General features: G+C 51.9%; 24 protein-coding genes. 14 read left to right on the top strand and 10 right to left on the bottom strand.

Features of this window, described 5'->3' with window-relative positions; genetic code table 11:
• Positions 1 to 11: 11 nt before the first annotated feature.
• The 5 genes from NNO02_RS16515 to NNO02_RS16495 form a co-directional block, all read right to left on the bottom strand.
• Positions 12 to 251: a DUF2542 family protein gene (locus tag NNO02_RS16515; protein WP_137382289.1), complete on the bottom strand. Its 240-nt coding sequence runs from the start codon at positions 249 to 251 to the stop codon at positions 12 to 14.
• Positions 252 to 253: 2 nt separating this feature from the next.
• The gene (sanA, locus tag NNO02_RS16510; RefSeq protein ID WP_137382290.1) at positions 254 to 973 is read right to left on the bottom strand and encodes an outer membrane permeability protein SanA; all 720 of its coding nucleotides are present in this window, start codon (positions 971 to 973) and stop codon (positions 254 to 256) included.
• A 186-nt stretch (positions 974 to 1,159) separates the two neighbouring features.
• Positions 1,160 to 2,044, bottom strand: coding sequence for a cytidine deaminase (gene cdd / locus NNO02_RS16505; RefSeq protein ID WP_137382291.1), 885 nt, complete (start codon positions 2,042 to 2,044; stop codon positions 1,160 to 1,162).
• A 148-nt stretch (positions 2,045 to 2,192) separates the two neighbouring features.
• Positions 2,193 to 2,888, bottom strand: a complete 696-nt coding sequence (locus NNO02_RS16500; protein WP_202038276.1) for a CidB/LrgB family autolysis modulator — start codon at positions 2,886 to 2,888, stop codon at positions 2,193 to 2,195.
• Complete coding sequence (locus tag NNO02_RS16495; protein ID WP_005129194.1) at positions 2,885 to 3,283, bottom strand: CidA/LrgA family protein; 399 nt, start codon at positions 3,281 to 3,283, stop codon at positions 2,885 to 2,887. Before NNO02_RS16495 ends, NNO02_RS16500 begins: the two co-directional genes overlap by 4 nt.
• A 215-nt stretch (positions 3,284 to 3,498) precedes the next feature.
• Between NNO02_RS16495 and dusC the strand changes: the two genes are divergently transcribed.
• The gene (dusC, locus tag NNO02_RS16490) at positions 3,499 to 4,443 is read left to right on the top strand and encodes a tRNA dihydrouridine(16) synthase DusC (RefSeq protein ID WP_137382293.1); all 945 of its coding nucleotides are present in this window, start codon (positions 3,499 to 3,501) and stop codon (positions 4,441 to 4,443) included.
• Positions 4,444 to 4,684: 241 nt separating this feature from the next.
• On the top strand, positions 4,685 to 6,124 hold the full coding sequence (mdtQ, locus tag NNO02_RS16485) for a multidrug resistance outer membrane protein MdtQ (protein ID WP_271455271.1): 1,440 nt from the start codon (positions 4,685 to 4,687) through the stop codon (positions 6,122 to 6,124).
• Between the two features lie 30 nt (positions 6,125 to 6,154).
• Here the strand turns inward: mdtQ and NNO02_RS16480 are convergent, their stop codons facing one another.
• Positions 6,155 to 6,730: a DedA family protein gene (locus NNO02_RS16480; RefSeq protein WP_271440058.1), complete on the bottom strand. Its 576-nt coding sequence runs from the start codon at positions 6,728 to 6,730 to the stop codon at positions 6,155 to 6,157.
• 162 nt (positions 6,731 to 6,892) lie between these two features.
• On the opposite strand from NNO02_RS16480, the gene NNO02_RS16475 reads away from it, so the two are divergent.
• Positions 6,893 to 7,480, top strand: coding sequence for a Yip1 family protein (locus tag NNO02_RS16475; RefSeq protein WP_005129189.1), 588 nt, complete (start codon positions 6,893 to 6,895; stop codon positions 7,478 to 7,480).
• Between the two features lie 179 nt (positions 7,481 to 7,659).
• Positions 7,660 to 8,607 carry a D-alanyl-D-alanine endopeptidase gene (gene pbpG / locus NNO02_RS16470; RefSeq protein WP_048211180.1) on the top strand — a complete coding sequence of 316 codons (948 nt, stop codon included), beginning with the start codon at positions 7,660 to 7,662 and terminating at the stop codon, positions 8,605 to 8,607.
• A gap of 64 nt (positions 8,608 to 8,671) precedes the next feature.
• On the opposite strand, the gene dld is transcribed toward pbpG, so the two are convergent.
• The gene (dld, locus tag NNO02_RS16465; protein WP_271440057.1) at positions 8,672 to 10,384 is read right to left on the bottom strand and encodes a D-lactate dehydrogenase; all 1,713 of its coding nucleotides are present in this window, start codon (positions 10,382 to 10,384) and stop codon (positions 8,672 to 8,674) included.
• A 232-nt stretch (positions 10,385 to 10,616) separates the two neighbouring features.
• On the opposite strand from dld, the gene bglX reads away from it, so the two are divergent.
• The 5 genes from bglX to NNO02_RS16440 all read left to right on the top strand — a co-directional run bounded on the left by bglX (position 10,617) and on the right by NNO02_RS16440 (position 16,899).
• Positions 10,617 to 12,914 (top strand): beta-glucosidase BglX, encoded by a 2,298-nt coding sequence (gene bglX / locus NNO02_RS16460; protein WP_271440056.1) that lies wholly within the window; start codon positions 10,617 to 10,619, stop codon positions 12,912 to 12,914.
• 231 nt (positions 12,915 to 13,145) lie between these two features.
• Positions 13,146 to 14,063, top strand: a complete 918-nt coding sequence (osmF, locus tag NNO02_RS16455) for a glycine betaine ABC transporter substrate-binding protein OsmF (protein WP_271455270.1) — start codon at positions 13,146 to 13,148, stop codon at positions 14,061 to 14,063.
• On the top strand, positions 14,051 to 15,244 hold the full coding sequence (locus NNO02_RS16450; protein WP_271455269.1) for an ABC transporter permease: 1,194 nt from the start codon (positions 14,051 to 14,053) through the stop codon (positions 15,242 to 15,244). Before osmF ends, NNO02_RS16450 begins: the two co-directional genes overlap by 13 nt.
• Positions 15,237 to 16,184, top strand: coding sequence for an ABC transporter ATP-binding protein (locus tag NNO02_RS16445; protein WP_271449631.1), 948 nt, complete (start codon positions 15,237 to 15,239; stop codon positions 16,182 to 16,184). The genes NNO02_RS16450 and NNO02_RS16445 overlap by 8 nt, the downstream gene beginning before the upstream one ends.
• Positions 16,168 to 16,899, top strand: a complete 732-nt coding sequence (locus NNO02_RS16440) for an ABC transporter permease (RefSeq protein WP_271455268.1) — start codon at positions 16,168 to 16,170, stop codon at positions 16,897 to 16,899. Before NNO02_RS16445 ends, NNO02_RS16440 begins: the two co-directional genes overlap by 17 nt.
• Here NNO02_RS16440 and NNO02_RS16435 read toward each other — a convergent pair.
• Both NNO02_RS16435 and mlrA read right to left on the bottom strand, forming a co-directional pair.
• Positions 16,880 to 16,987: a protein YohO gene (locus NNO02_RS16435; RefSeq protein ID WP_003027354.1), complete on the bottom strand. Its 108-nt coding sequence runs from the start codon at positions 16,985 to 16,987 to the stop codon at positions 16,880 to 16,882. The genes NNO02_RS16440 and NNO02_RS16435 overlap by 20 nt on opposite strands.
• Before the next feature lie 51 nt (positions 16,988 to 17,038).
• Positions 17,039 to 17,770, bottom strand: a complete 732-nt coding sequence (mlrA, locus tag NNO02_RS16430; RefSeq protein WP_271440051.1) for an HTH-type transcriptional regulator MlrA — start codon at positions 17,768 to 17,770, stop codon at positions 17,039 to 17,041.
• Between the two features lie 225 nt (positions 17,771 to 17,995).
• Between mlrA and NNO02_RS16425 the strand changes: the two genes are divergently transcribed.
• From NNO02_RS16425 to NNO02_RS16415, 3 genes are read left to right on the top strand one after another with little or no spacing between them, the layout of a single operon-like run.
• Positions 17,996 to 19,681 (top strand): sensor histidine kinase, encoded by a 1,686-nt coding sequence (locus NNO02_RS16425; protein ID WP_271440050.1) that lies wholly within the window; start codon positions 17,996 to 17,998, stop codon positions 19,679 to 19,681.
• On the top strand, positions 19,678 to 20,397 hold the full coding sequence (gene btsR / locus NNO02_RS16420; protein ID WP_005129174.1) for a two-component system response regulator BtsR: 720 nt from the start codon (positions 19,678 to 19,680) through the stop codon (positions 20,395 to 20,397). The genes NNO02_RS16425 and btsR overlap by 4 nt, the downstream gene beginning before the upstream one ends.
• A 46-nt stretch (positions 20,398 to 20,443) precedes the next feature.
• Positions 20,444 to 20,914 carry a DUF1456 family protein gene (locus NNO02_RS16415; protein ID WP_137382304.1) on the top strand — a complete coding sequence of 157 codons (471 nt, stop codon included), beginning with the start codon at positions 20,444 to 20,446 and terminating at the stop codon, positions 20,912 to 20,914.
• 116 nt (positions 20,915 to 21,030) lie between these two features.
• On the opposite strand, the gene metG is transcribed toward NNO02_RS16415, so the two are convergent.
• On the bottom strand, positions 21,031 to 23,064 hold the full coding sequence (gene metG / locus NNO02_RS16410) for a methionine--tRNA ligase (protein ID WP_271455267.1): 2,034 nt from the start codon (positions 23,062 to 23,064) through the stop codon (positions 21,031 to 21,033).
• A 164-nt stretch (positions 23,065 to 23,228) separates the two neighbouring features.
• On the opposite strand from metG, the gene apbC reads away from it, so the two are divergent.
• Both apbC and NNO02_RS16400 read left to right on the top strand, forming a co-directional pair.
• Positions 23,229 to 24,338: an iron-sulfur cluster carrier protein ApbC gene (gene apbC / locus NNO02_RS16405; protein WP_040230634.1), complete on the top strand. Its 1,110-nt coding sequence runs from the start codon at positions 23,229 to 23,231 to the stop codon at positions 24,336 to 24,338.
• A gap of 276 nt (positions 24,339 to 24,614) precedes the next feature.
• Positions 24,615 to 24,899, top strand: a complete 285-nt coding sequence (locus NNO02_RS16400; protein ID WP_271455266.1) for a DUF2574 family protein — start codon at positions 24,615 to 24,617, stop codon at positions 24,897 to 24,899.
• The last annotated feature ends 59 nt before the right edge of the window (positions 24,900 to 24,958 follow it).

The following is a 24,958-nucleotide window of genomic DNA, read 5'->3' as shown; positions in this document are numbered from 1 at the left end:
AGACAATATCGTTAACGATAAAATACCAAATAAACAACCATACCCAATGATAAACATCCGCATCCGGCATAAACCAGCACATAGGACCAAAATTGCAATGGCTCTTGAGAGCGATAAGCATAAACCGGTTCGCGCGCATTCTTCTTAATTTTATCTACGGCTCCGGAGCGCCATCCTTTCCAGGCTTCCCGGAAACAAAAGAGGGGAATGAGCAGAAAGGCCAATACGACGAAGAGTGTTTGTACATCCATGCTTATTTTCCTTGTTTCTTTTGTAATTCGAGTAATTGTTCCGGAGTGACTGCCGGATATCCCTGAGCATCATCGGGTACCTGATGCATGGTCGGGATAGGTACCAGCGGACCTAAAAAACGTGGCTCGCGTTTAAAAAGGTAGAGATCGGCCAGCGCACCAAAGCGAGCGCCAAATTCGCGTACCCGCACGGTAAGCATATCTTTTGGCGAGGGTACCGCATAGCACTGAGCCTGAATGCCCATATGTAGCGCAATAAACAATGCGCGCTCACAGTGGAATCGCTGAGTAATGATGATGAAATCGTTGGTATCGAATACTTTGCGGGTGCGTACAATCGAATCAAGCGTACGGAACCCTGCGTAATCGAGCACGATGTCAGCGGGATCGACGCCCGCGGCAATCAAGTCCTTACGCATCGTCATCGGTTCGTTATAGCTTTGCTGTGCGTTGTCGCCGCTAAGGAGCAGATAGTTTACTTTGCCGCTGTTATACGCATTTAATGCGCCCTGAATGCGGTAGCGGTAATACTGATTGATGACGCCGGTACGGTAGTATTTTGCCGTGCCCAGGACAACACCAACCTGACGGTAGGGGAGATCCTGTAATTCGTCATAGATGTAGGGGGCCGTCTTCCAGCTCATCCATCTGTCGAGCCCAAGCACTGTCAACAGCAGCAAGCCTACCAGGACTAACAAGCTGTAAAACACGCGCTTTAACATGCAGAAAACTCGATAATTGGATGGAATTTCAATCAGGCTACTGTACCCAACGGCGGAGCGCAAGAAACAGCAGTCTGATTGAGGGGATTTTAGTCACTGTTGCCCGATGACGCGGCGTTATCGGGCCAACATACTGTACGGTTGGCTTTTAGGCCCGGTAAGCGCAGCGCCACCGGGCGTCACGACTTAACCGAGTAGTACGCGCTCGATATTGTCGCAACCCAGCGCGTTCAGCGTGGCAGACGTCGCATCCCACTGGATAAGCGCCGCATCCGCTTTTTCTGCCAGCACCGCACGTTGAATGTCCGGATAGTCGTAACCGTTAAGACTCAACAGGTTTAATGCACCCTGCAACGGTGGCAGTGTTGGGTTGAAGGCGGCGTTTTCAGCATAACTACCGCTGAAAATCTGTCCATCTTTACACTCCAGCGCCACGCCGCTCGGGGAGTTGCTGTAGGGCATATGGCATCTGTTTGCTGCGGCAATCGCCGCCTGGGTCAGCGCATCGCCTTGCAGCGCGAAGCCGTGATCCTGGTCGTCCATCAACAGCGTCTTGATGTCGAGATCTTTTGGCCCAAAAGCGTCCGGCAGATAGTCGCGTAGTGCGTGTGGTTCACGCCCAGGCAGGTGAATACGTAAATCCAGTCCGCTGTTCAGCTCATTCATAAACTGACGGCAGTGCCCGCAAGGGGTGTAGTTGACGGTAATCGCGGCGAGTCCTTTTTCGCCACGTAACCAGGCATGGCTAATAGCGCTCTGCTCGGCGTGAACGGTTTGCTGCATTGTGGCACCCAGAAACTCCATGTTCCCACCGAAATACCAGGTTCCGCTGATACCACGTGAGATCGCGCCAACGTTGAAGTTGGACAGCGGAGTGCGTGCGCAGGCCGCAGCTAAAGGCAGCAGAGCGAATGCCAGCGCGTCTTCGTCCAGTCCCGATTCGCGTTTAAGCAAAGATACCTGCTCAGCCGTCAGCATGGCGGGGAAATGTACATCCGCCAGAATAGGGGCCAGGGCTGATTGCAAGTTATCCGCGAGTTGGGCAAAAGCAGTTTGAAAACGTGGATGCATGGCGTTGCCTCATAACAATGTAATGGAACCGTAGTTTACGGGCCTGACAGGGCTTTATATGTGATCTAAATCTCATTGTGTATGCAACTTATGAAACTTAAATTAAAAATGTGCAACGCATCGCAAATAAACAGCTTAAAAATGCAGATTAGCCTACCACTGCCAGGATAACCGGGAACAGGAAGGGGGCAACCAATGAGGTGATAATCCCGCAAATCACCAGCGCCAGTGAGCTAAATGCGCCTTCCTGGTAGTCCAGTTCAGCACAGCGAGCCGTGCCCAGGGCGTGTGAAGCCGTACCCATTGCCAGCCCACGTGCTGCTTTAGTGCGAATGCGCATTGCATTCAGCAGGGTATGGCCAAATACGGCACCGAGGATACCGACAAAAATAACGCACACTGCGCTGATTGCCGGAATACCACCAATACTCCCGCCCACAGCCATAGCGATAGGTGTGGTGACCGATTTAGGCATAATAGAGGCGGCAATCTCTGGTGAAGCCCCCATCAGCAGGGCAATAGATGTGCCTGTGACCATGGCCACGACACTGCCGGCAAAACAGATTGCGATAATGGATTTCCAGCGGGCACGGATTTGGTGCAGCTGTTCATATAACGGATAGGCCAGAGCAACGACAGCAGGTTGCAATAAATCGTTCAGCACTTCGCTGCCTTTGAAGTAGTGATCGTAGGGGATACCGGTCAGCATCAGAAAGGGAATAATCACTACCATCGCGACGAGCAGCGGATTTAGCAACGGCAGTTTGCATCGAGCTGCCAGCTTACGTGCAGCAAAAAATACCGCCAGAGTGAGGGGTAACGACCACCAGATATACGACATCATTGTTTAGACCCTTTTTGACCAACGATTTTGCGTTCGCCGTGAACAATGTGCGAGCTCCAGCTCACTACCAGGAATACGACCAGTGTACTGATGGTGCAGGACACCACGACCGGACCAAATTGTGCGCGTAGCAAGTCAAAGTACTGCATGATCCCCACACCAATCGGGACAAACAGCAGGGCCATGTAACGGATCAGTACGTAGCAACCCGGGTTTACCCATTTTGCCGGTAAGATCTGTAATGCCAGTAATACAAACAGAATCAGCATGCCGATAATGCTGCCCGGAATCGTTATAGGCAGCAGTGAGGCAAGAAAAATACCTGCATAGAGGCAGGCATAAATGAGGACGAATGCGCGTAAATATTGCCAGATAATGTTCAGTGACTTGCTCATAATTGAAACCCTTGACGAGACTGATTTATCATACAATTAAACTTTAAAACGTGCTACCGATCACATCATGAATTCTAAGCATAGTGGAAATAGATATCTGGAACATCAGGCAATGCCCCCAATCAGCATAACCAAACCTGTGCCCGGCGCTGAGACGCTTTAATCTCCTGCATAGAGACGTTACCATAGCGCCTCTCTTTTTTGCGGGTAACAATATGCGTGTTTTACTGGCGCCGATGGAAGGCGTGCTCGACTCACTGGTGCGCGAGCTGCTGACTGAAGTGAATGATTATGATCTCTGTATCACCGAATTTGTTCGCGTGGTGGATCAACTGCTGCCGGTAAAAGTCTTTCACCGCATTTGTCCTGAGCTGCTTAACGCCAGCCGCACGACATCCGGTACGCCGGTGCGTATACAACTGCTGGGGCAGTATCCGCAGTGGCTGGCAGAAAATGCAGCCCGCGCGGTTGAGCTGGGTTCATATGGCGTCGATCTAAACTGTGGCTGCCCGTCGAAGCTGGTGAATGGCAGCGGCGGTGGCGCAACGTTACTGAAGGACCCTGAGCTGATTTACCGTGGCGCTAAGGCCATGCGTGATGCGGTTCCGGCCCATTTACCGGTGACGGTAAAAGTGCGTCTGGGCTGGGACAGCAGTGACAGGCAGTTCGAAATCGCTGATGCCGTCCAGCAGGCTGGTGCCAGCGAGTTGGTGGTGCACGGGCGAACGAAAGAGCAAGGTTATAAGGCCGAGCATATTAACTGGCAGGCAATTGGCGAGATCCGCCAGCGTCTCAATATCCCGGTTATTGCGAATGGTGAGATCTGGGACTGGCAAAGCGCACAGGACTGTATGGCTATCAGCGGATGCGATGCCGTCATGATCGGGCGCGGTGCGCTTAATATCCCGAATTTGAGTCGCGTGGTGAAATATAACGAACCGCGTATGCCATGGCCTGAAGTTGTGACGTTACTGCAAAAATATACCCGACTGGAAAAACAGGGTGATACCGGGCTGTATCATGTGGCGCGTATCAAACAGTGGCTGGGCTATCTTCGTAAAGAATATGTTGAAGCGACAGAACTGTTTCAGGAAATTAGGGCGTTGAATAATTCACCGGATATTGCACGCGCGATTCAGGCCATCCCTATTATCGCCTGATGGCGGCGTAATCGCCTTATCCGGCCTACGGAACGGACGCGTAATTCGTAGGCCTGATAAGCGTTTGTGACATTACGCCTCCATTTATAATTCAGTGGAATTATTTTGACAGAACCATATGTTATGTATATGTTTCTTAATTATGTGATTTTATTTCAAAAGATGTATTGCCACGCGTAACTAAAAAAGAGAATGCGGTAAGTCGTACTCTCTGTGCATCTTTTCTTACCCGTATATTCCCATGAATCGTAACTCTGTTCTTGTTGCAACGGCATGTTTGCCGCTGCTTATTTTGATGGTCGGTTGTGCACCTATGCATGACAATCGCCAATCGCTGTCACAGCAGACGCCCGCTGTGAACGTTGACTCCGCGTTGCCTGCGGCATTAAAAAATGGTTGGCCGGATAGCCAATGGTGGAAGGCGTATCACGATCCACAGCTGAATGCGTTGATTGACAGTACCCTCAAGAATTCTCCAGATATGCAGGTAGCAGAACAGCGCATTCAACTGGCAGAAGCGCAGGCTAAAGCGGTTCAGGCGCAGGATGGTCCAGAGGTTGATTTTTCTGCAGACGTTGAACGTCAAAGAATGTCGGCAGAAGGTTTAATGGGACCGTTTGCCATTACCGATCCTGCGGCAGGCACTACTGGACCGTGGTACACCAACGGCACCTTTGGTTTAACCGCAGGCTGGAATCTGGATCTGTGGGGTAAAAACCGGGCTGAAGTGGCGGCGCGTATTGGTGAGGTGAAAGCGCGTGAGGCTGAGCGTGAGCAAACTCGGCAGTTACTGGCGAGCGGTGTATCGCGTTTGTACTGGGAGTGGCAGACACAGGCGGCGCTGAAAACCGTACTGACGCAGATTAAAAACGAGCAGCAGAACGTCATCACCGTCGATCGTCAACTGTATCAAAACGGGATTACCTCTTCTGTCGAAGGTGTTGAGACGGATATCGATTCCAGTAAAACGGAGCAGCAGCTGAACGATGTCAGCGGCAAAATGAAGGTGATAGAGGCGCGGCTGAGCGCACTGACCAACTCGCAATCTTCCGTCATGAAGCTTAAAGCAACGGCGCTACCGGCGGTAGAAAGCCAGCTACCGTCCCAGCTTGGTTATTCGCTGCTGGCCCGCCGCCCTGATTTACAGGCCGCACACTGGTACATCGAGTCAACGCTGAGCAGCATTGATGCGGCAAAAGCGGCATTCTATCCGGACGTTAACCTGATGGCGTTTTTACAGCAGGATGCGCTACATCTGAGCGATTTGTTCCGCCATTCTGCACAGCAGATGGGCGTGACGGCTGGACTGACGCTGCCTATTTTTGATAGCGGCAGACTGAATGCGAATCTCGATATCACGAAAGCGCAGAGCAACCTGACGGTGGCAAAGTACAACAAGGCAGTGGTCGATGCGGTGAATGACGTGGCGCGTGCGGCATCACAGGTAGAAACGCTGGCGCAGAAGAACCAGCACCAGCAGCAAATTGAACATGACGCACAGCGCGTCGTGGGGCTTGCACAGGCACGATATAGCGCCGGTATCATTGCGGGTTCCCGGGTTAGCGAGGCCAAAATTCCGGCATTACGCGAACAGCTTAATGGTCTGGTTCTACAGGGACAGTGGCTGGATGCGTCTATACAGCTGACCAGCGCACTGGGCGGCGGTTACCGCGCCTCCTGATAGTCTGACCCGGCAGAAGCCGCTGTCGGGTCAATTTGCCTGTTCTTTGCGTTTACTTCGCCGTTTCATCCACCAGCGGGCAGCCACTACAACGCCGATAACCAAAACCAACCAGATCCCATGTTTAATATGCTGGTCGAGGCTATGCAACCATGGGGCAATCACTTCACCACCCACATAGCCGAGCGTGGTAAACAGCAAAGCCCAGACAAACGCCCCCAGGATATTCAGTGGGATGAAAATCTTCGGCGGCAGGTGGCTGGCTCCAATCAGCAACGGACCAATGACGCGAAAGCCGTACATAAAGCGCGTGCCGACCACAAACAGATAGGGACGCCGTTGGATCATCTTCTGCGCGTAGTGGATTTTTGCCCGATGACGCGAGAAACGACGTAAAATTTTGCCGCCATAACGACGCCCAAGTAAAAAGAGCAACTGATCGCCAATCATCCCGCCCAACGCGACGGAGAGTACCACCAGCGGAAATTTAAGAATTCCCTGATGCGCAGCAACACCGCCTAGCAAGGTAATGGTTTCGCCTTCGGCAAGGCTGCCAATAATCAGCGCCGCATAGCCGTATTGCTCAACATAATGCGTTATATCCATACGTTGTATGACCTCCACGCTCCATAGCATACACCCAGTGAATTGTTCATGCCGGAAAAGCAGTAATTCAGCGCATCGGTATTTTTCATGTGTACATAAAATAATCAAAAGCTGAATTATACTTGAAGTGTTGAGGTCCGGAGCTGACAAGAAGGGGGCGGTATGAACCATGTCTGGGGGCTGTTTTCCCATCCCGATCGTGAAATGCACGTGATCAACAGCGAAAACGAAAGTGTTTCGCATCACTATACCCACCATGTACTGCTGATGGCGGCAATCCCGGTGATTTGTGCGTTTATTGGCACCACGCAAATTGGCTGGAATTTTGGCGACGGCAATATCCTGAAGTTATCCCTGTTTACCGGATTTGCGATGGCAATTCTGTTTTACGGTGTGATGCTGGCGGGTGTGGCCATTATGGGCAGAGTGATCTGGTGGATGGCGCGGAATTACTCGCGACGCCCGTCGCTGGCGCATTGTATGGTCTTTGCCGGATATGTTGCCACGCCGCTGTTTTTAAGCGGGCTGGTGGCGCTGTATCCGCTGGTCTGGCTGTGTGCGCTCGTGGGAACCATCGCGCTTTTTTACACCGGCTATTTACTCTATCTCGGTATTCCAACGTTCCTGAATATCACGAAAGAAGAAGGGCTGAGCTTTTCCAGTTCAACGCTGGCGATCGGTGTGCTGGTGCTGGAGGTTCTGCTGGCGATTACGGTGATCCTGTGGGGCTACGGGTACCGATTGTTCTAGGTGTACAACCTGTCTGCGCTGCGTTGTTGACGTAAAAGTCAGCAACGCAGCATTTCGAGATGATTCTTCTGTAGCGGCAAACCTGCCGGATCGCTATGATGCCAGAGCTAGCCTGAGATAATCCTTATTTCAGGCGGTGTGCGTTGTGACGTGCGTGAACCATTATCAGAAACCTCATCATGCTGAAATTCCGAGTTTCATTATTAAGTCTTGCCCTGGTGCTGGCCGTTCCTTTTGCACCCCAAGCCGTAGCGAAAACGGCGACTACTGCAGCGGCATCTCAACCTGAGATTGCTTCTGGTAGTGCGATGATAGTTGATCTGAATACCAACAAAGTTATCTATTCGAACCACCCGGACCTCGTGCGTCCGATTGCGTCGATTACCAAATTAATGACGGCGATGGTGGTGCTTGATGCACGACTGCCGCTGGATGAAAAACTGAAAGTTGATATCAGCCAGACGCCGGAAATGAAAGGCATCTACTCTCGTGTGCGTCTGAACAGTGAGATCAGTCGTAAGAATATGCTGCTACTGGCGCTGATGTCCTCAGAAAACCGCGCAGCGGCAAGCCTGGCGCACCACTATCCGGGCGGTTATAACGCATTTATCAAGGCGATGAATGCGAAGGCGAAGTCGTTGGGAATGACCCAGACGCGCTTCGTGGAACCGACCGGGTTATCGATTCATAACGTCTCGACGGCGCGTGATCTCACTAAACTGCTGATTGCCAGCAAGCAGTATCCGCTGATTGGTCAGTTGAGTACGACGCGTGAAGACATGGCGACCTTTGCTAATCCGGCTTATACGCTGCCGTTCCGTAACACCAACCATCTGGTGTACCGTGATAACTGGAACATTCAGCTCACCAAAACGGGGTTTACTAATGCCGCCGGTCACTGCCTGGTGATGCGTACGGTCATTAATAACAAGCCGGTAGCACTGGTGGTTATGGATGCCTTTGGCAAATATACCCACTTTGCTGATGCCAGTCGTTTACGCACCTGGATTGAAACCGGTAAGGTGATGCCTGTTCCGGCCGCGGCGCTGAGTTATAAAAAGCAAAAAGCCGCCCAGATGGCGGCAGCGGGTTCAGCGACAGGTGAGCAAACCGCGCAAAACGATTAAACCGTAGGCCGGGCAAGCGAAGCGCCCCCGGCAACGTGCCCGATGGCGCTTACGCTTATCGGGCCTACGACTCTTTCCAGTACTTCTGCTTACTGGTTTTACCAATACCTGGATTCATACTGTTGGTCGGGTCGTTCTCGCGATAAAAACGCGTCAATGTTTCTGGTGCTTTATACAGATGCCCCACGTTATGTTCTGCAGGATATTGTGCCCCGCGCTCACGCAGTAACACCAGCATTTGCTCTTTCAGTTCGTGAGCATCCACACCTTTCTTCACGATGTAATCCTGATGGAAGACATAACACATGAAGTGGCCGTAGTAGAGCTTATGCACCAGCTTGCTGTCTATTTCTGGCGGCAGGTGCTCATACCATTCGGTATCGTTACGGCGCAGCGCAATATCCAGTGCCAGTATATCCTCCACCTCATCCGCATGGACGGCCTGATATCGAATGGCCGCGCCCGCCGCTGCGAAGCGGTGCAAAAAGGCCTTGCTACCTTCTTCCGGTGTACAGGCAAAGAAATCACCTTCTGCGGTTTTGAAAAACTCAGTCAGCCAACTCTGTGCTTCCGCTACACCGCCACCGGCCATTTTTAACAGCAGGTGATGTTCGTATTTATCACGCCAGCTTTTCATCCGTGCCGGTAAATGGCTGGGGAATAAATGACCAAACTTCTGCATCGCCCGGTCGGTAAAGTGCGGTCGGAAAATTTTCACTTTTTCCAGCATCGCATCGGTGCGGCCTTTCAGCGTAAAGAAAAACGGCATTTTGTCAGTGCCGAGTTTGTCGATCATCAGAAACGTATCTTTGCCATAAGTTTCGGCGATGTCATAGATATCGCGGTGCATATATTCACCCGCGACCGGCAGATGCTCAAATTTGGCCAGAATATGACGGCGGATTTCTGTCAGCACTTCTGGCTGGTTGGTACCGATATAGAATACCTGCTGGTTTTTCTCAGCCTCAAAGGTATCCAGGCGCACGGCGAACACCGCAAGCTTTCCGGCGCAACCAGAAGATTCAAACAAACGCTCAGGGTCTGCGTTATAGCGTGCCGGCGTATCGGCCTCAATATCTCTGACGCGGGTGACGTAATCATGATCGTGTGCGTGACGCCCATCGTGCTGGACATCATCATCTTTGATCCGCTCGTCGTCGAGTTTACTGAGGATCTGCTCCGGCGTCTGACCCAGCTCGATACCCAGATGGTTGACCAGCTGTAACTTGCCCTGCTCATCAATGCGTGCAAAGAGCGACATTTCTGTGTATGCCGGACCACGTTGTACCAGCGAGCCGCCAGAGTTGTTGCAGATACCGCCGATAACGGAAGCACCGATGCAGGAAGAGCCGATCACCGAATGCGGTTCACGGCCAAAAGGTTTGAGCGCCTTTTCCAGCGAATAAAGTGTCGTACCCGGATAAGCCAGCACCTGTTCACCGTTGCCGATGACGTGCAGCTTATCGAGGCGCAGAGTACTGATGATAACGATGTCGCGATCGTAATCATTGCCGCTAGGGGTAGAGCCTTCGGTCAGACCGGTATTGGCGGCTTGCATCAGGATTATTTTGTCAGCCGAGACGCAGGCGTTGAGGACACGCCACAATTCTAATAGCGAGCCAGGGAAAACGACGGCGAGCGCATCGCCCTGGCCCGAGCGGAAGCCTTTACGATAACGGGCAGTTTTGGCTGGTTCGGTGAGCAGGTGTGAATGGCCGACCAGTCGGGTCAATTCAGTCAGAAACGCTTTATTATCAGTTGTTGTAATGGAAGACATTCTCCACTCCTTGTGGTGGGACTCAATATCAGGAACAAGCATAGCGCTATGTATGACAATACGCTTTCTCATTCGCATTGTCTCTGTGTTGTATCCCACTGATTCATGCTGGTTTTGAAAATTCAGAGAATATCCTTAGCTTTCTTCCCCGCTCCCGTTTAGGCTTACGGCAAGCTGCGGTTTTTGTTATATTTTCGCTGCCTCGTCGGGTAGAAATTAAGAGAGAATCAACATGAAATGGCTATGTTCTGTAGGTGTCGCGGTGGGCCTGGCGTTGCAACCAGCGCTGGCGGACACCTTGTTTGGTAACCATCCACTGACGCCTGAAGCGCGGGATGCGTTTGTGACCGATTTACTCAAACAGATGACCGTGGATGAGAAAATTGGGCAATTGCGTTTGATAAGCGTTGGACCTGATAACCCGAAAGAAGCCATCCGTGAGATGATCAAAGACGGACAGGTAGGGGCGATTTTTAACACCGTCACTCGCCAGGATATCCGTAAGATGCAGGATCAGGTTATGGAACTCAGCCGCCTGAAAATCCCTCTCTTTTTCGCCTATGACGTGCTTCACGGTCAACGTACCGTGTTTCCGATAAGCCTTGGCCTGGCATCCTCTTTTAACCTTGATGCGGTCAGAACAGTTGGCCGAATTTCTGCGTATGAAGCCGCAGACGATGGTCTGAATATGACCTGGGCGCCGATGGTTGATGTCTCCCGCGATCCGCGTTGGGGCCGTGCGTCCGAAGGTTTTGGTGAAGATACGTATTTAACTGCCATCATGGGCAAAACCATGGTGGAAGCGATGCAGGGGAAAAGCCCGGCCGATCGCTATTCAGTGATGACCAGCGTCAAGCACTTCGCTGCTTATGGCGCCGTTGAGGGCGGTAAAGAGTACAACACTGTGGATATGAGTCCGCAGCGTTTATTTAACGACTACATGCCGCCGTACAAGGCCGGACTGGATGCCGGTAGCGGTGCGGTGATGGTGGGGCTTAATTCACTGAATGGGACGCCTGCCACCTCTGATGCCTGGCTGCTCAAAGACGTGCTGCGCGATAAGTGGGGCTTTAAAGGCATAACGGTTTCCGATCACGGCGCAATTAAAGAATTGATTAAGCATGGAACCGCGTCCGACCCTGAAGATGCTGTGCGCGTGGCGATCACGTCCGGTATTAACATGAGCATGAGCGATGAATATTACAGTAAGTATCTGCCGGGACTGATTAAGTCGGGCAAGGTTACGATGGCGGAGCTCGACGATGCCGCGCGCCATGTACTGAATGTAAAATATGATATGGGTCTGTTTAACGACCCGTACAGCCACCTGGGGTCGAAAGACTCTGACCCACAAGATACCAATGCTGAAAGCCGTTTGCATCGCAAAGAAGCCCGTGACGTGGCGCGTGAAAGCCTGGTATTGCTGAAAAACCGTCTGGAAACATTGCCACTGAAAAAAACAGCAACCGTGGCAGTTGTCGGACCGTTAGCAGACAGCAAACGTGATGTCATGGGTAGCTGGTCTGCGGCGGGTGTTGCCGAACAGTCTGTCACGGTGCTGACAGGCATTAAAAATGCCCTGGGTGATAAAGGTAAAGTGGTCTACGCCAAAGGGGCGAATATCACCAACGATAAAGGTATTGTTGACTTCCTTAACCTGTACGAAGAGGCGGTGAAAGTTGACCCACGCTCGCCGCAGGCGATGATTGATGAAGCCGTTAACGCGGCGAAACAGTCTGACGTGGTTGTTGCGGTAGTGGGTGAAGCGCAGGGGATGGCGCATGAAGCCTCTAGTCGAACCGATATCACTATCCCGCAAAGCCAGCGTGATCTGATTGCTGCGCTGAAAGCAACCGGGAAACCGCTGGTGCTGGTGCTGATGAACGGTCGCCCACTGGCATTGGTGAAGGAAGATCAGCAGGCTGATGCGATCCTCGAGACCTGGTTTGCCGGGACCGAAGGGGGTAACGCCATTGCTGATGTGCTGTTTGGCGATTATAACCCGTCAGGTAAGCTACCGATGTCTTTCCCACGATCGGTGGGGCAGATCCCGGTCTATTACAGCCATCTTAATACCGGTCGCCCGTATAACGCCGATAAGCCGAACAAATATACATCGCGCTACTTTGATGAAGCGAATGGTCCGTTGTATCCCTTTGGCTATGGTCTGAGCTACACCACGTTTACCGTGTCTGATGTGAAGCTCTCTGCACCGACAATGAAACGTGACGGAACAGTGACTGCCAGCGTGCAGGTAACCAATACCGGCAAGCGTGAAGGGGCGACAGTCATTCAGATGTATTTACAGGATGTGACGGCCTCGATGAGTCGGCCGGTCAAACAGCTGAAAGGCTTTGAGAAAGTGAACCTCAAGCCAGGTGAAACCCAGACCGTCAGTTTCCCCATTGATATTGATGCGCTGAAGTTCTGGAACCAGCAGATGAAATACGATGCGGAGCCGGGCAAATTTAACGTCTTTATCGGCGTGGACTCTGCCAGAGTGAAGCAGGGCGAGTTTGAACTGCTGTAATGGGTGAATAAAGCCACCGACAGTGCCTGATAGCGCTACGCTTATCAGGCCTGCGAAATCGTATCATCCGGTAAATTCACGTTGGGTTTACCGGATTTTTTTATTTTGTGCTCGCCGTACCGCTAATAACTCTCAGTGTTACCCCCCAATAGCCAGGTTAAGACTGGATTTTTCAACTATGCTTTTTCCTCAAGTCTCTGAAAAGGGCAGCAAAAGGATGAGGAGAGCAGCATGATAATCTCAAAGGTATGGGTGGGTTCGCTGGCGTTGCTGGCCACGATAAGCTTGCCTTTACAGGCCGCGTCACCCGTCACTGTGGGGTCAAAAATTGATACCGAAGGGGCGCTGCTCGGCAATATTATTATGCAGGTGCTTGAAAGCCACGGTGTGAAAACGGTCAATAAAGTGCAACTGGGCACGACGCCCGTGGTGCGTGGGGCCATCACTTCCGGTGAGCTGGATATTTATCCGGAATATACCGGCAATGGCGCGTTCTTTTTTAAAGATGAAAACGACCCCGCGTGGAAAAATGCGCGGGCAGGTTTCGAGAAAGTGAAAAAACTGGACGCTGAGCAAAATAAACTGATCTGGCTTACGCCTGCGCCAGCCAACAATACCTGGACTATTGCAGTACGCCAGGATATCGCTGAAAAAAACAAACTTGTCTCTCTTGCGGATTTAGGCCGCTACCTGAAAGAGGGGGGGGCGTTCAAACTGGCGGCCTCCGCCGAGTTTATTGAACGTGCAGACGCGCTGCCCGCCTTTGAAAAAGCGTATGACTTCAAGCTCAATCAGAACCAATTGTTGTCACTGGCAGGGGGCGATACTGCGGTGACAATTAAAGCTGCGGCGCAGCAGACCTCCGGCGTTAATGCCGCAATGGCTTACGGAACCGATGGCCCTGTTGCTGCGCTGGGGCTGCAAACATTAAGCGATCCCAAAGGGGTTCAGCCCATTTACGCACCTGCGCCCGTCGTGCGTGACGTGGTACTCAAGGAGTACCCGCAAATGGGGGAATGGCTACAGCCGGTCTTTGCCAGTCTGGATGAAAAAACGCTGCAGCGGCTCAACGCCAGTATCGCCGTTGAGGGGCTGGATGCGAAAAAAGTCGCTGCAGATTACCTGAAGCAAAAAGGATGGGTGAAGTAACGGATTTGCAGCAGGTGAGTGTTGTGTCAAAGATATCAGTTAATTGGGTGCTGTTGCTGCTGGTGGTTCTGACCGCGGCCGCAGCCGCGCTTCCTTTCATCAGCTATGCCCCTAATCGTCTGGTTTCCGGTGAAGGTCGCCAACTTTGGGAGGTCTGGCCCCACATGGTGTGGGGACTGGCGGCGACATTTTTACTGCTCGTGGTTCTATGCTTCATACCCGGTAAATCCGGCAATGTATTGACGCTGGTTGTTGTCCAGTTACTGGTGATTGCGGCGTTGTTTATGGCCGGGAAAACGGCAACGCATCTGGCTCAGACGGGAACTGCTGTCGCCAGAACCAGCCTGGGGAGCGGTTTCTGGCTTGGGGTAGGGGTGCTGTTGCTGGCTGGCAGTGACGCCATTCGGCGTATTACCGCTCAGCCGCTGTGGCGCTGGGTACTGCATGCGCAAATTGTCATTGTGCCAGTGGTGCTGTTGCTGTCCGGTACCCTTAACGATCTTTCTTTGCTCAAAGAATATGCCAACCGCCAGGATGTCTTTGATGATGCTCTGGCGCAGCACCTGACTATTCTGTTCGGTACTGTGGTGCCTGCGCTGTGTATTGGCGTGCCGCTGGGTATCTGGTGCACCTTTTCTGCTGCGCGTCAGGGGCCAATATTTGCCGTGCTGAATATCATCCAGACGATCCCCTCCGTCGCATTGTTTGGCTTGTTGATAGCGCCGCTTGCCGGACTGGTTAAGCATTTCCCGTGGCTTAGCTCGCTCGGTGTCGCGGGAACGGGGCTGACGCCCGCACTGATTGCGCTGGTGCTGTATGCATTATTGCCATTGGTTCGTGGCGTGGTGGCCGGGCTGAATCAGGTTCCGCGTGATGTGCTGGAAAGTGCGCGTGCTATGGGGATGAGTGCGCGTCAGCGTTTTATTTCGGTGCAACTTCCGTTAGCGCTACCCATTTTCCTGCGCAGTTTGCGGGTGATGATGGTTCAGACGGTGGGGATGGCGGTCATTGCCGCATTGATTGGTGCAGGCGGGTTTGGCGCGCTGGTCTTTCAGGGACTGCTCAGTAGCGCCGTTGATTTAGTGCTACTGGGCGTGATTCCGGTGGTGGTACTGGCAGTGCTGATTGATGCGCTGTTTGATTTAGGCTTAGCGCTGCTGAAGGTGACAAACGATGATTGAATTTAGCCATGTCAATAAAACCTATAACCAGCAACAGGCCGTGAGCGATCTCAATCTGCATTTAGGCGAAGGGAGCTTTTCGGTATTAATCGGGACCTCCGGTTCGGGGAAGTCCACCACGCTGAAAATGATCAACCGTCTGGTCGAGCATGACAGTGGTCAGATCCGTTTTGCCGGGGAAGAGATCCGTAGCCTGCCGGTGCTGGAATTAAGACGACGCATGGGCTATGCCATCCAGTCGATTGGTTTGTTTCCACACTGGACTGTCGCCCAGAACATTGCCACCGTACCACAGCTGCAAAAGTGGTCGCGTGCGCGTATTGATGACCGAACAGAAGAACTGATGGCGCTACTGGGGCTGGAAGCGGATTTGCGTCACCGTTATCCGCATCAGCTTTCCGGTGGTCAACAGCAGCGAGTCGGTGTGGCTCGTGCGCTGGCGGCTGACCCTCAGGTACTGCTGATGGACGAACCTTTTGGCGCGCTGGACCCGGTAACACGCAGTGCGCTACAGCAGGAGATGACCCGTATCCATCGTCTGTTGGGTCGAACCATCGTGTTGGTGACGCATGATATTGATGAAGCGCTGAGACTGGCGGAGCACCTGGTGTTAATGGATGCGGGCAAGGTGGTACAGCAAGGCACGCCGCTGTCGATGTTGACTGCGCCTGCTAATGATTTCGTGCAGACCTTTTTTGGCCACAGTGAACTGGGTGTAAGACTGCTGTCGCTGCGCACGGTGGGGGATTTTACCCGTCGTGGTGAACAGTTGGCCGGTGAGCCGTTGGTGGACGAGATGACGTTACGTGATGCGCTATCTGTTTTTGTTGCCCGGGGCTGTGATGTGTTGCCGGTAGTTAATGCTCAGGGTGCGGCCCGCGGTACGCTGCATTTTCACGATCTGCTTTCGGAGGCACCGCACTGTGAAACATCTGCTTGATCCTCTGCTGTGGCTCATTGCGCTGTTCCTGGTGTTGCTGGTGGGATTGCCCCACAGCCAGGCACTGTTCAGCGCGTTGTTTCCCCAATTGCCGCGTCCTGTTTATCAGCAAGAGAGCTTTACGGCGCTGGCGTTGGCGCATTTCACGCTGGTGGGTATTTCAAGCCTGATTGCTGTCATTATTGGGGTTGGGGCAGGTGTAGCGGTAACCCGCTCATGGGGAGTAGAGTTCAGACCTTTGGTCGAAACAATTGCCGCAGTGGGGCAAACTTTTCCGCCGGTCGCGGTGCTGGCGATCGCCGTGCCGGTGATGGGGTTTGGCTCGGAGCCTGCGATTATCGCGCTGATCCTGTATGGGGTGTTACCGATCTTACAGGCAACGCTGGCAGGGCTGGGAGGGATCTCTGCCAGCGTAATAGATATTGCCAGCGGGATGGGCATGAGTCATGGGCAGCGGCTACGTAAAGTCGAACTTCCGCTCGCGGCACCGGTTATTCTGGCCGGGATTCGCACGTCAGTGATTATTAATATTGGCACCGCAACGATAGCCTCTACCGTTGGTGCGAATACGCTGGGAACACCGATTATCATTGGGTTAAGCGGGTTTAATACCGCCTATGTGATCCAGGGGGCGCTGCTGGTCGCATTGGCCGCAGTCATTATCGATCGCGGGTTTGAGCGATTAGCGTACTACCTTACCCGGCACGTAAAATAAAAGTATAACCAGCCAGCATCACGCCGCCGATACCACCGATAGCCATCAGCAGGAAGAGGGTTATAACACCGATTTTAGCTGCGCTCATTTTGTACTCCTTATGTGAATATAAGGATTGTACACGTTTGTTAATAAAATATTAAATACCGAGTGGATAAATATCGTGACCTAACGCGCGCCACTCTTCCAGTTGTTGGTGTTGTGCAGGGGTTTGGTTCTCACCACACCAGACGAGTAGGGTGCGCCCTTCAAACAGCTCAGGCCGTAGCTGATTGAGCGAGTGGGCCAGTACATCAACACGCCATCCTTGCTGGCTGGCGACCCAACCTTCCAGCCATAAGCGGGTGGTATCGTGGATATTCCAGCCGACCACCAGGGCATCTTTACCCTGTTTTTTACGCGCCGAGGCAAGGCAAATCGCAATATAATTGATGAGCACACCGTCAAGGATCCCCAATAGCGCCTGAAGAATGGGCTGTTGGCATTGCAGACGTCGGCGTAAGGGAATGAACAAATGCGTATTGAGCGTTTGCGCAGGGTAATCCTGACCACGCTCTTTGATCCACAACCTGAGGCTGTGCAGATTGTTACTTTGCAAATAACTCAATAGCGTTTCTTGTTGCTCACGCCAGCCGTTATGCACATCAATGTTCTCATTGCTGAGTAACATTTTAACTTTACTGACCTGAACGCCATTATTTATCCAGCGTTTTATCTCACGGATCCTGTCAATGTCCGCATCGTTAAACAGGCGATGCCCCCCGTCTGTACGCTGAGGTTTTAGTAATCCGTAACGCCTCTGCCATGCACGTAAAGTGACAGGGTTAATATCACAAAGCAAAGCCACTTCACCTATCGTGTAAAGCGCCATCGTTGTCTCACTCTTGCTCGCGAGGTCCCAGTTTTACTTTAGACGCTCTTTTGCGAACCAGGTAGTTTTGTCTGTTTTTTGATCAGAAGAAGGGTGAGATTGTCGTCATACTCGCGCTTTCGAGTGATCGTTCTCACAAATTCCTGTTTTTTTGCAACAGTTCAAAGAAAGTTACGCGCAGCCCATGTATGTTACGCGCTTTTAAGAAATGTGTGGTTGGCGGGTATGTACGAGTTTAATCTGGTGTTGCTGCTGCTTCAGCAGATGTGCGTGTTTCTCGTTATCGCGTGGCTAATGAGCAAGACGCGCCTGTTTATCCCGCTGATGCAGGTCACTATCCGACTGCCGCACAAACTTCTGTGTTACGTCACCTTCTCCATCTTTTGCATTATGGGCACCTACTTTGGGCTGCATATTGAAGACTCCATTGCAAACACCCGTGCCATCGGCGCGGTGATGGGCGGGCTACTTGGCGGGCCTGTTGTTGGGGGACTGGTTGGCCTGACCGGCGGTCTTCATCGCTATTCGATGGGGGGCATGACGGCACTCAGTTGCATGATTTCGACCATAGTGGAAGGCCTGCTTGGAGGGCTGGTACACAGTGTACTTACTCGACGGGGCCGTACTGATAAAGTGTTTAGTCCGCTGACGGCTGGCGCGATTACCTTTGTTGCCGAACTGGTGCAGATGCTCATCATTTTGCTGATTGCGCGTCCCTTTGAGAATGCATTGCACCTGGTCAGTAACATTGCCGCACCGATGATGGTGACCAATACCGTTGGTGCTGCGTTGTTTATGCGTATTCTGCTCGACAAACGTGCGATGTTTGAAAAATATACCTCGGCGTTTTCTGCCACTGCGCTAAAAGTTGCCGCCTCTACGGAGGGGATTCTGCGACAGGGATTTAATGAGGTTAACAGCATGAAGGTTGCTCAGGTGCTGTATGAAGAGTTGGATATCGGTGCGGTGGCGATTACTGACCGCGAGAAGTTGCTGGCCTTTACTGGCATTGGTGATGACCATCACCTGCCAGGCAAGCCCATATCCTCTTCATACACCCAACGGGCGATTGAAACCGGAGAAGTTGTGTATGCCGACGGTAACGAAGTGCCTTATCGCTGTTCACTGCATCCGCAATGCAAATTAGGGTCGACGCTGGTGATCCCGTTGCGTGGTGAAAACCAGCGGGTGATGGGGACGATTAAACTGTATGAAGCCAAAAACCGTCTCTTTAGCTCAATTAACCGCACGCTGGGGGAAGGGATCGCCCAGTTGCTTTCCGCGCAAATCCTGGCCGGCCAATATGAGCGACAAAAAGCGATGCTGACGCAGTCAGAAATCAAACTTCTGCACGCTCAGGTTAATCCCCATTTTCTGTTTAACGCGTTGAATACGATCAAAGCCGTGATCCGTCGTGACAGCGAACAGGCCAGCCAATTGGTGCAATATCTCTCGACTTTCTTTCGTAAGAATTTAAAACGCCCGTCGGAAATTGTGACGCTGGCTGATGAAATAGAACACGTAAATGCCTATCTACAAATTGAAAAGGCACGATTCCAGTCCCGCCTGCAGGTGACCTTAACGGTCCCGGAAGCGCTTGCGCATCAGCAATTGCCTGCGTTTACTCTGCAACCGATAGTCGAGAATGCGATTAAGCATGGCACTTCCCAGCTACTTGATACCGGAGAAGTCTCTATCACTGCTCGTCAGGAAGGGCAGTATCTGATGCTGGATATTGAAGATAATGCCGGGCTGTATCAGCCCACGACGGAGTCCAGTGGGCTTGGAATGAGTCTGGTGGACAAACGCCTGCGGGAACGGTTTGGCGATGATTTTGGTATCAGCGTAGCCTGTGAGCCTGACCTCTTTACCCGAATTACTTTACGACTTCCCCTGGAGGAACTGGCATGATCAAAGTGCTGATTGTCGATGATGAACCGTTAGCGCGGGAGAATCTGCGGATCCTGTTACAGGAGCAAAGCGACATCGAGATAGTCGGAGAGTGTTCGAATGCGGTAGAGGCCATTGGTGCAGTACATAAACTACGCCCGGATGTGCTGTTCCTCGATATTCAGATGCCGCGTATTAGCGGATTGGAAATGGTGGGTATGCTTGACCCCGAGCATCGCCCATATATCGTTTTTCTCACCGCTTTTGATGAATATGCCGTGAAAGCCTTTGAAGAGCATGCCTTTGATTATCTGCTTAAGCCGATTGAAGAAACGCGGCTGGAGAAAACGCTGATCCGTTTACGTCAGGAGCGCACGAAGCAGGATGTGTCGTTACTGCCGGAACATCAGCAGGCGCTTAAGTTCATTCCATGCAGTGGTCATAGCCGAATCTATCTGCTGCAAATGGATGATGTGGCGTTTGTCAGCAGTCGTATGAGTGGTGTTTATGTGACCAGTAGTGATGGCAAAGAAGGATTCACCGAGCTGACGCTTAGAACACTGGAGAGCCGTACTCCGCTGCTGCGCTGCCACCGACAATACCTGGTCAACATGGCCCATTTGCAGGAAATCCGTCTGGAAGATAATGGCCAGGCTGAGCTGATTTTGCGTAACGGACTGACTGTCCCGGTGAGCCGTCGTTACCTCAAAAGTCTAAAAGAGGCGATTGGCCTGTAAAACTGGTACACTGCGCGCCATTGCATCACCGACAGTTGAAGGCTCTATGCTAAGTAACGATATTCTTCGTAGCCTGCGCTACACCCTGAAAGCGAACAATAACGACATGGTGCGCATTCTTGCGCTTGCTGAGATGGAAGCCACCTCGGCAGGTTTCGACACCTGGATGACGAAAGAGGATGAAGACGGGTTTGTTCGCTGCCCGGATATCATCCTCTCCGGTTTCCTGAACGGTCTTATCTACCATCTGCGTGGAAAAGATGATTCTGCGCCGGAACTGGCGATTGAACGTCGTGTTAACAACAATACGGTGCTGAAAAAACTGCGCATCGCGTTTTCACTGAAAACCGATGATATTCTGGCCATCATGACCGAACAGAAATTTCGCGTATCAATGCCGGAAATCACCGCAATGATGCGTGCACCGGATCATAAGAACTATCGCGAATGTGGCGATCAATTCTTGCGTTATTTCTTGCGTGGTTTAACTGCGCGAGTACATAAGGCGAAGTCGTGATTTTTGCCCAGTGGCGCTGCGCTTGCAGGGGCTACGGGATTTGAAGACCGGGTTAGGCGAAGCCGCCAGCCTGAAAAAAAACAAAAAAAAGCCGGAGATTATCTCCGGCTTTATTGTTATTTCACCTGCTGACCAGGTTTAGCACCGTCATCCGGGCTTAACAGGAAGATATCTTTTCCGCCAGGGCCTGCTGCCATTACCATCCCTTCAGAGATACCGAAACGCATCTTACGCGGAGCCAGGTTCGCCACCATAATGGTCTGGCGGCCAATCAGGGCTTGCGGGTCCGGGTAGGCAGAGCGAATACCGGAGAAGACGTTACGTTTCTCACCACCGAGATCCAACGTCAGACGCAGCAGTTTGTCGGAACCTTCCACGAACTCGGCGTTTTCAATCAGCGCCACGCGCAGATCGACTTTGGCGAAATCGTCAAAGGTGATGGTGTCCTGGATAGGGTCATCCGCTAACGGGCCGGTCACCGGAGCGGCTGCGGCTTTCACTTCTTCTTTGGACGCTTCCACCAGCGCTTCAACTTGCTTCATGTCGATACGGTTGTAGAGGGCCTTAAAGGTGTTGACCTTGTGACCGAGCAGCGGTTGCTCAATGGAATCCCAGGTCAGGTCGCTGTTCAGGAATGCCTCAACACGTTCAGCAAGCGTCGGCAGTACCGGTTTCAGGTACGTCATCAGGACGCGGAACAGGTTAATACCCATGGAGCAAATTGCCTGCAGGTCGGCGTCACGGCCTTCCTGTTTAGCCACAACCCATGGTGCCTGTTCGTCAACATAGCGATTGGCTACGTCGGCCAGCGCCATAATTTCGCGGATTGCTTTACCGAATTCGCGGCTTTCCCACGCTTCGCCGATGACTGCAGCTGCGTCGGTAAAGGTTTTGTACAGTGCCGGATCGGCCAGTTCGGCGGCCAGAATGCCGTCAAAGCGTTTCGCAATAAATCCTGCGTTACGGGAAGCCAGGTTCACTACTTTGTTGACGATATCGGCGTTAACACGCTGAACAAAATCTTCCAGGTTCAGGTCGATATCATCAATGCGCGAAGAGAGTTTCGCGGTGTAGTAGTAACGCAGGCTGTCGGCATCAAAGTGTTTCAGCCAGGTGCTGGCTTTAATGAAGGTACCGCGAGACTTGGACATCTTCGCGCCGTTTACTGTGACATACCCGTGAACGAACAGGTTAGTCGGTTTGCGGAAGTTGCTGCCTTCCAGCATGGCAGGCCAGAACAGGCTGTGGAAGTAGACGATATCTTTACCGATGAAGTGATACAGCTCAGCATCGGAGTCTTTCTTCCAGTACTCATCAAAGCTGGCGGTGTCGCCACGTTTGTCACACAGGTTTTTGAAAGAACCCATATAACCAATTGGCGCATCCAGCCAGACATAAAAATACTTACCCGGCGCATTCGGAATTTCAAAACCGAAGTACGGTGAATCGCGGGAAATATCCCACTGCTGCAGGCCGGATTCAAACCACTCCTGCATTTTGTTGGCAACCTGCTCCTGCAATGCGCCGCTGCGCGTCCACGCCTGCAGCATTTCGCTGAACGACGGCAGATCGAAGAAGAAGTGCTCGGAGTCACGCATTACCGGTGTCGCACCGGAAACAACGGATTTCGGCTCGATAAGTTCGGTCGGGCTGTAGGTTGCGCCGCACACTTCACAGTTATCGCCGTACTGGTCCGGAGATTTACATTTCGGGCAGGTGCCTTTGACAAAACGATCCGGCAGGAACATGCCTTTTTCCGGATCGTAAAGCTGGGAGATGGTGCGGTTCTTAATAAAACCGTTCTCCTTCAGGCGCGTGTAAATCAGTTCAGACAGTTCACGGTTCTCTTCGCTGTGCGTTGAGTGATAGTTGTCATAGCTGATGTCGAAACCCGCAAAATCAGTCTGATGCTCCTGACTCATTTCACCGATCATCTGCTCTGGTGTGATCCCAAGCTGCTGTGCTTTCAGCATGATTGGCGTACCGTGTGCGTCGTCCGCGCAGATGAAGTTAACCTGGTGGCCGCGCATTCGCTGGTAACGGACCCAGACATCAGCCTGGATGTGCTCCAGCATATGGCCGAGGTGGATTGAGCCGTTGGCGTACGGCAGCGCGCACGTTACCAGAATTTTCTTCGCGACTTGAGTCATAGTGGGCAATTACTTCTTTTGTAGTGAAAAGGGCTTTGATAGTACCAAAATGGTAATTACTGCGCCAAGCGATAAGGGCATTTATCCGTAAATGAATAATTGTTGCGGTTGGAGTAAACTACCTGGTGACTATTGTACTTTCAGAACAACAAAAAGGAGTCGGGATGAACGCACAATCCCAGGCCAAATCACCAGAAACCCTGCGCGCCATGGTCGCTGGGACGCTGGCGAATTTTCAGCATTCAACCCTGAAGCATAATCTGACGACGCTGAAAGCGTTGCATCATGTCGCCTGGATGGACGACACGTTGCACGTTGAGCTGGTCATGCCATTCGTATGGCACAGCGCGTTTGAAGCATTAAAAGAGCAATGCAGTGCCGATTTACTGCGTATTACCGGTGCTAAAGCCATTGACTGGAAGCTGTCGCATAACATTGCGACGCTGAAGCGTGTGAAAAACCAGCCGGGTATTAATGGTGTGAAAAACATCATTGCCGTGAGTTCCGGCAAAGGTGGTGTGGGTAAATCCTCTACTGCGGTGAACCTGGCACTGGCGCTGGCAGCCGAAGGCGCGAAAGTAGGTATTCTGGATGCCGACATTTATGGTCCGTCCATTCCGACCATGCTTGGTGCGGAAAATCAGCGTCCAACCTCGCCAGATGGCACCCATATGGCACCGATTATGTCTCATGGCCTGGCAACCAATTCCATTGGGTATCTGGTAACTGATGACAATGCGATGGTGTGGCGTGGACCAATGGCCAGCAAGGCGTTGTTACAAATGCTGCAAGAGACCTTATGGCCGGATCTTGATTATCTGGTTCTGGATATGCCGCCGGGCACCGGTGACATTCAGCTGACGCTGGCGCAGAACATCCCGGTAACGGGTGCGGTCGTGGTCACCACGCCGCAGGACATTGCGCTTATTGATGCGAAAAAAGGCATCGTGATGTTCGAAAAAGTGGAAGTACCGGTGCTGGGCATTGTTGAAAATATGAGCATGCATATTTGCAGCAACTGCGGTCATCATGAACCGATTTTCGGCACGGGTGGCGCACAAAAGCTGGCTGAGCAATATCACACCCAACTGCTGGGGCAGATGCCGCTGCATATTTCCTTGCGTGAAGATCTCGACCGCGGTATGCCGACGGTTATCAGTCGTCCTGACAGTGAATTCACCGCGATTTACCGCGATCTGGCCGGCCGTGTCGCCGCACAACTCTACTGGCAGGGAGAGGTTATTCCTGGGGAAATTGCCTTCCGCGCGGTGTAATTTTTTCTGATGCGAAAGGTGTTGTACGTATTCACCGTATTAATGATATATTGATACGGTGAATATATTGAGTGAACAAACTGCCCAATATTATTCATCATGCCACTATAATTCGTGTTCTTTTCCGAATAATTCCTCTTAATGCATCATTCAAATTGATCATACCAATCTCATCAATCTACAATTTCAATTGGTTTTAGCAGGGAAGTTATCCCATAATTCAACGGACAAGCAGCTTGCATGCTGTTTCTGACCCATTACAGGAATAATGAACACATGAAAATTAGTTTATTCTTGGGAATTATCACACTGGCTTATGGAATGAGTTTGCAGGCATTTGCTTCTGATTCACTTGACGGAAAATTGACAATTGTTGCACATGTTGTCGAGCCTACATGCCGTGTGGACATGTCTGGCGAAAAACCCCGAAATGATTGTCAGGATACCGGATCGCGGGTTACGGCAGGAAGTGAAAGGCCAAACTACCTGGGGGTCAGTACCCAACGTGTTATGTTGCCGGGTGATACAAAACGACAAATCGTACTCAATACCTACGATTAACCACGACAAAATTTACTTCTTTAAACAGCAGCTTTACTCACTGTAATGCTGCTGTTTTT

This window comes from Citrobacter sp. Awk 2 (assembly GCF_028069815.1).
Taxonomy (GTDB): Bacteria; Pseudomonadota; Gammaproteobacteria; order Enterobacterales; family Enterobacteriaceae; genus Citrobacter.
This window is presented reverse-complemented; position numbering and strand designations above follow the sequence as displayed.

What these genes read in the sequence shown, in the direction of transcription:
- metG (WP_271455267.1), bottom strand. Translation starts at nt 23,064, where the DNA reads ATGACTCAAGTCGCGAAGAAAATTCTGGTAACGTGCGCGCTGCCGTAC.
- NNO02_RS16400 (WP_271455266.1), top strand. Translation starts at nt 24,615, where the DNA reads ATGAAAATTAGTTTATTCTTGGGAATTATCACACTGGCTTATGGAATG.
- osmF (WP_271455270.1), top strand. Translation starts at nt 13,146, where the DNA reads ATGATAATCTCAAAGGTATGGGTGGGTTCGCTGGCGTTGCTGGCCACG.
- bglX (WP_271440056.1), top strand. Translation starts at nt 10,617, where the DNA reads ATGAAATGGCTATGTTCTGTAGGTGTCGCGGTGGGCCTGGCGTTGCAA.
- apbC (WP_040230634.1), top strand. Translation starts at nt 23,229, where the DNA reads ATGAACGCACAATCCCAGGCCAAATCACCAGAAACCCTGCGCGCCATG.
- dusC (WP_137382293.1), top strand. Translation starts at nt 3,499, where the DNA reads ATGCGTGTTTTACTGGCGCCGATGGAAGGCGTGCTCGACTCACTGGTG.
- mdtQ (WP_271455271.1), top strand. Translation starts at nt 4,685, where the DNA reads ATGAATCGTAACTCTGTTCTTGTTGCAACGGCATGTTTGCCGCTGCTT.
- NNO02_RS16425 (WP_271440050.1), top strand. Translation starts at nt 17,996, where the DNA reads ATGTACGAGTTTAATCTGGTGTTGCTGCTGCTTCAGCAGATGTGCGTG.
- NNO02_RS16445 (WP_271449631.1), top strand. Translation starts at nt 15,237, where the DNA reads ATGATTGAATTTAGCCATGTCAATAAAACCTATAACCAGCAACAGGCC.
- NNO02_RS16500 (WP_202038276.1), bottom strand. Translation starts at nt 2,888, where the DNA reads ATGATGTCGTATATCTGGTGGTCGTTACCCCTCACTCTGGCGGTATTT.
- pbpG (WP_048211180.1), top strand. Translation starts at nt 7,660, where the DNA reads ATGCTGAAATTCCGAGTTTCATTATTAAGTCTTGCCCTGGTGCTGGCC.
- dld (WP_271440057.1), bottom strand. Translation starts at nt 10,384, where the DNA reads ATGTCTTCCATTACAACAACTGATAATAAAGCGTTTCTGACTGAATTG.
- NNO02_RS16435 (WP_003027354.1), bottom strand. Translation starts at nt 16,987, where the DNA reads ATGAGCGCAGCTAAAATCGGTGTTATAACCCTCTTCCTGCTGATGGCT.
- NNO02_RS16515 (WP_137382289.1), bottom strand. Translation starts at nt 251, where the DNA reads ATGGATGTACAAACACTCTTCGTCGTATTGGCCTTTCTGCTCATTCCC.
- NNO02_RS16475 (WP_005129189.1), top strand. Translation starts at nt 6,893, where the DNA reads ATGAACCATGTCTGGGGGCTGTTTTCCCATCCCGATCGTGAAATGCAC.
- NNO02_RS16415 (WP_137382304.1), top strand. Translation starts at nt 20,444, where the DNA reads ATGCTAAGTAACGATATTCTTCGTAGCCTGCGCTACACCCTGAAAGCG.
- mlrA (WP_271440051.1), bottom strand. Translation starts at nt 17,770, where the DNA reads ATGGCGCTTTACACGATAGGTGAAGTGGCTTTGCTTTGTGATATTAAC.
- btsR (WP_005129174.1), top strand. Translation starts at nt 19,678, where the DNA reads ATGATCAAAGTGCTGATTGTCGATGATGAACCGTTAGCGCGGGAGAAT.
- NNO02_RS16450 (WP_271455269.1), top strand. Translation starts at nt 14,051, where the DNA reads ATGGGTGAAGTAACGGATTTGCAGCAGGTGAGTGTTGTGTCAAAGATA.
- cdd (WP_137382291.1), bottom strand. Translation starts at nt 2,044, where the DNA reads ATGCATCCACGTTTTCAAACTGCTTTTGCCCAACTCGCGGATAACTTG.
- NNO02_RS16495 (WP_005129194.1), bottom strand. Translation starts at nt 3,283, where the DNA reads ATGAGCAAGTCACTGAACATTATCTGGCAATATTTACGCGCATTCGTC.
- NNO02_RS16480 (WP_271440058.1), bottom strand. Translation starts at nt 6,730, where the DNA reads ATGGATATAACGCATTATGTTGAGCAATACGGCTATGCGGCGCTGATT.
- sanA (WP_137382290.1), bottom strand. Translation starts at nt 973, where the DNA reads ATGTTAAAGCGCGTGTTTTACAGCTTGTTAGTCCTGGTAGGCTTGCTG.